This is a genomic window from Lapillicoccus sp. (assembly GCF_025353065.1).
GTDB lineage: Bacteria > Actinomycetota > Actinomycetes > Actinomycetales > Dermatophilaceae > Lapillicoccus.
Genome location: NZ_JANXRJ010000331.1, coordinates 1 through 3,244 on the forward strand (window position 1 = coordinate 1; position 3,244 = coordinate 3,244).

At 71.3% G+C, this 3,244-nt stretch carries 4 protein-coding genes; 2 read left to right on the forward strand and 2 right to left on the reverse strand.

Annotated elements, in window-relative coordinates:
* Positions 1–3 precede the first annotated feature (3 nt).
* The gene (gene greA, locus Q0R63_RS24010) at positions 4–495 is read right to left on the reverse strand and encodes a transcription elongation factor GreA (protein WP_295702839.1); all 492 of its coding nucleotides are present in this window, start codon (positions 493–495) and stop codon (positions 4–6) included.
* A 228-nt stretch (positions 496–723) separates the two neighbouring features.
* Here greA and Q0R63_RS24015 point away from each other — a divergent pair, with 228 nt between their 5' ends.
* Entirely contained in the window at positions 724–1,653 is a 930-nt protein-coding gene (locus Q0R63_RS24015; protein ID WP_295702841.1) for a 2-deoxy-5-keto-D-gluconate 6-phosphate aldolase domain-containing protein, read from the forward strand.
* 27 nt (positions 1,654–1,680) lie between these two features.
* On the opposite strand, the gene Q0R63_RS24020 is transcribed toward Q0R63_RS24015, so the two are convergent.
* Entirely contained in the window at positions 1,681–2,052 is a 372-nt protein-coding gene (locus tag Q0R63_RS24020) for a DUF4307 domain-containing protein (protein WP_295702842.1), read from the reverse strand.
* A 93-nt stretch (positions 2,053–2,145) separates the two neighbouring features.
* On the opposite strand from Q0R63_RS24020, the gene mca reads away from it, so the two are divergent.
* Positions 2,146–3,114 carry a mycothiol conjugate amidase Mca gene (gene mca / locus Q0R63_RS24025; protein WP_295702845.1) on the forward strand — a complete coding sequence of 323 codons (969 nt, stop codon included), beginning with the start codon at positions 2,146–2,148 and terminating at the stop codon, positions 3,112–3,114.
* Positions 3,115–3,244 lie beyond the last annotated feature (130 nt).

The following is a 3,244-nucleotide window of genomic DNA, read 5'->3' on the forward strand; positions in this document are numbered from 1 at the left end:
GGCTCAGCCGGTGTAGGGCGCGGCCTTCAGGACCTTGACCTTGACGGTCTTGCCGGCCGGCGTCTGGTAGGTCGCGCTCTGGCCGACCTTCTTGCCGTTGATCGACTTGCCGAGCGGGGACTGCTCCGAGAAGACCTCGAGGCCCGAGTCCTCCTTGATCTCGCGGTGGCCGAGCAGGAAGGTCTCCTCGTCGCCGAACATCTCGACGGTCACGACCATGCCCGGGGCGACGATCCCGTCGTCGGCCGGCGTCTCGCCGACCGTGGAGTTCTCGAGCAGCTGGCGCACCTGGCGGATGCGCGCCTCCATCTTGCCCTGCTCCTCCTTGGCCGCGTGGTAGCCGCCGTTCTCCTTGAGGTCGCCCTCCTCGCGGGCGGCCTCGATGCGCTTGGCGATCTCGGAGCGGCCCTCGCCGGACAGGTGCTCGAGCTCGCCCTTGAGGCGGTCGTAAGCCTCCTGGGTGAGGTAGCTCGTCGGCGTCGAGGTGTCGGTCACGTGGATCTCCTTGCCGGACGGCCCCACCGGTCAGGTCGGGGCGGTCGTTTGGTGCTGCCTAAGCAAAAGGCCCGGACCGTAGCGGTCCAGACCTGTGCGGTGAACTCTTGACGATAACAAAGATCCGGTATGCCGTGCGCCCAGAAGCGTCGCGCCGACAGCCGCGGCGCGGCATACGGTGGAGTCCGAGCCGACGGTCCCTGCCGGCGCCACCGCGAGGAGCCCCCGATGACCTGGCAGCCGACCCACGACGACCCCCTGCTCATCCTGGCCATGGACCACCGCGGCTCGTTCGGCACGTCGCTCTTCGACGTCACCGACGACGGGCCGACGCCGGAGCAGACCGCGGCCATGATCCGCGCGAAGACCGTGATCTCGCACGGGCTCCACCGGGCCCGTGCCCGGCTGCGCGTCGGGCGGGCGGGGGTCCTCGTCGACGAGCGGTACGGCGCGGAGGTCATCGCACAGGCCCGGGCGGACGGGGGCGGCGAGCCGCTGGTCCTCGCCGTCCCCGTCGAGGCGAGCGGCCACCCCTGGTTCACGCTCGAGTGGGGAGACGTGTGGCAGGAGCACGTGACGAGCGTGCGTCCCGACTACGCCAAGGTGCTCGTGCGCGACAACCCGGACTTCGAGGTGGCCGACCGCACGCACCAGCTCGAGCGCCTCGCCGATGTCGGGACAGGGCTCGCCGCGCTCGATGTGCCGCTGATCTACGAGCTGCTCGTCCCGGCGACGGATGCGCAGCTGGAGGCCGTGGGCGGCGACACGAACCGTTACGACCTCGAGGTCCGGCCCGCTCTCGTCGCACGCGTGATCGCGGACAACCAGCAGGCTGGGGTCGAGCCCGCGCTCTGGAAGGTCGAGGGGCTCGAGACCATCGAGGACGCCCGGCTCGTCGCCGACCGGGCCCGGGCCGACGGTCGCACCGCCGACCTCATCGTGCTCGGCCGCGACGCCCCGAAGGAGCGCGTCGACCACTGGCTCGAGGTGGCCGGGCAGGTTGACGCCTTCGTCGGCTTCGCGATCGGTCGCTCGATCTGGGAGGACGGCGTGCGGGCCTGGCGCGCGGGCACGCTCGACGACGAGGGCCTCGTGGCGCAGGTCGCGGAGCGTTACCTCGGGTTCGCGGACCACTTCACCGACCCGCTCATCGGCTGAGGCGTCGGCGGGGTCAGCGGCCAGCCCTCAGCTGGCCTTCCGCACGCAGTCCTGCACGACCCCGGTCACCGCCCGGCTCGTCGTGCGCACGGTCGACTCGTGGTGCGTCGTGCGGACGCCCCCGACCGGGATGACGACGTCCGCGCTGCCGACGACGGAGAAGTGCACGTCCATCGCCTCGATCGTGCAGGTCACCGGCAGGCCGGGCGGCCGGGTGACGTCGAAGGAGACGGTGACCTCGGTGTCGTCCACGACCGAGTAGGACACGGTCGCCGCGTCGATCCGCTGGTCGGAGCCGCGCAGTGTCCACCAGCCGATCGCCGCGACGACGACGAGCGTCGCGACGATGCTGAACGCCCACTGGCGCCCGGTGCCGGGCGCGGGACGGTTGATGGCCATGGACGGGGCCGACCTTCCGGTGGCAGGGGTGGTCACACGCGGTGACATGATGGTCAACGGTAGAACGAGGACCACGCGAGAGGTGAAGCAGGTATGCCGGTGCAGGCCCAGGGGCTGCGGCTGATGGCGGTTCACGCCCACCCCGACGACGAGTCGAGCAAGGGCGCCGCGACGACGGCGATGTATGTCGAGGCGGGCGCCGAGGTCATGGTCGTCTCGTGCACGGGGGGCGAGCGGGGCGACATCCTCAACCCCCGCCTCAAGGAGGACTCGCACATCCTGCGGGATCTCGCGCAGGTCCGCCGCGACGAGATGGCGGCCGCCCGGGCGATCCTCGGGTGCGGCCATACCTGGCTCGGCTTCGTCGACTCCGGTCTCCCGGAAGGCGATCCGCTGCCGCCGCTGCCCGAGGGCTGCTTCGCGCTCGAACCGGCGGAGGTCACGACCGAGGCCCTCGTCCGGGTCATCCGCGAGGTCCGGCCGCACGTCATCACGACCTACGACGAGCAGGGTGGCTATCCCCATCCCGACCACGTCACCTGCCACGTCGTGACGATGGCCGCGTTCGCGGCGGCCGGTGACCCCGCGGCATACCCGCACGCGGGGGCGCCCTGGCAGCCGCTCAAGGTCTACTACAACCACACCTTCACCCGCTCGCGCGTCGAGGCGTTCCACAACGCGATGCTCGAGACCGGGCTCGACTCGCCCTACGCCGACTGGCTCAAGGACTGGAAGCGCGGCGAGCGCCGGATCACCACGCGGGTGCCCTGCGGGGACTTCTTCGCGGTCCGCGACCGTGCCCTGATGGCGCACGCGACCCAGGTCGACCCGGACGGCGCGTGGTTCAAGGTGCCGCTCGAGCTGCAGCAACGGGTCTGGCCCACCGAGGACTACGAGCTGGCTCTGTCCCACCTGCCCTTCGTGGAGGGGGAGGACGACCTCTTCGCCGGGATCGGGGCGCCGGCCGAGGCCGACGCGCTCGCCACGAGCGGCAGCCTCCGGATCGCTTATGACGGGCGCACGACGGCCCCCCCCGAGTCGCCCGAGGGGGAGGCCGACTGATGGGCACCCCCACCACCGACATCGGACCCGGCATCGGCGCGTTCGTCGCCTTCTTCCTCCTCGCCGTCCTGCTCTGGTTCCTGATGCGCAACATGAACGCCCGGATGCGACGGATGGCGTATGCCGAGCG

What these genes read in the sequence shown, in the direction of transcription:
- mca (WP_295702845.1), top strand. Translation starts at nt 2,146, where the DNA reads ATGCCGGTGCAGGCCCAGGGGCTGCGGCTGATGGCGGTTCACGCCCAC.
- Q0R63_RS24015 (WP_295702841.1), top strand. Translation starts at nt 724, where the DNA reads ATGACCTGGCAGCCGACCCACGACGACCCCCTGCTCATCCTGGCCATG.
- Q0R63_RS24020 (WP_295702842.1), bottom strand. Translation starts at nt 2,052, where the DNA reads ATGGCCATCAACCGTCCCGCGCCCGGCACCGGGCGCCAGTGGGCGTTC.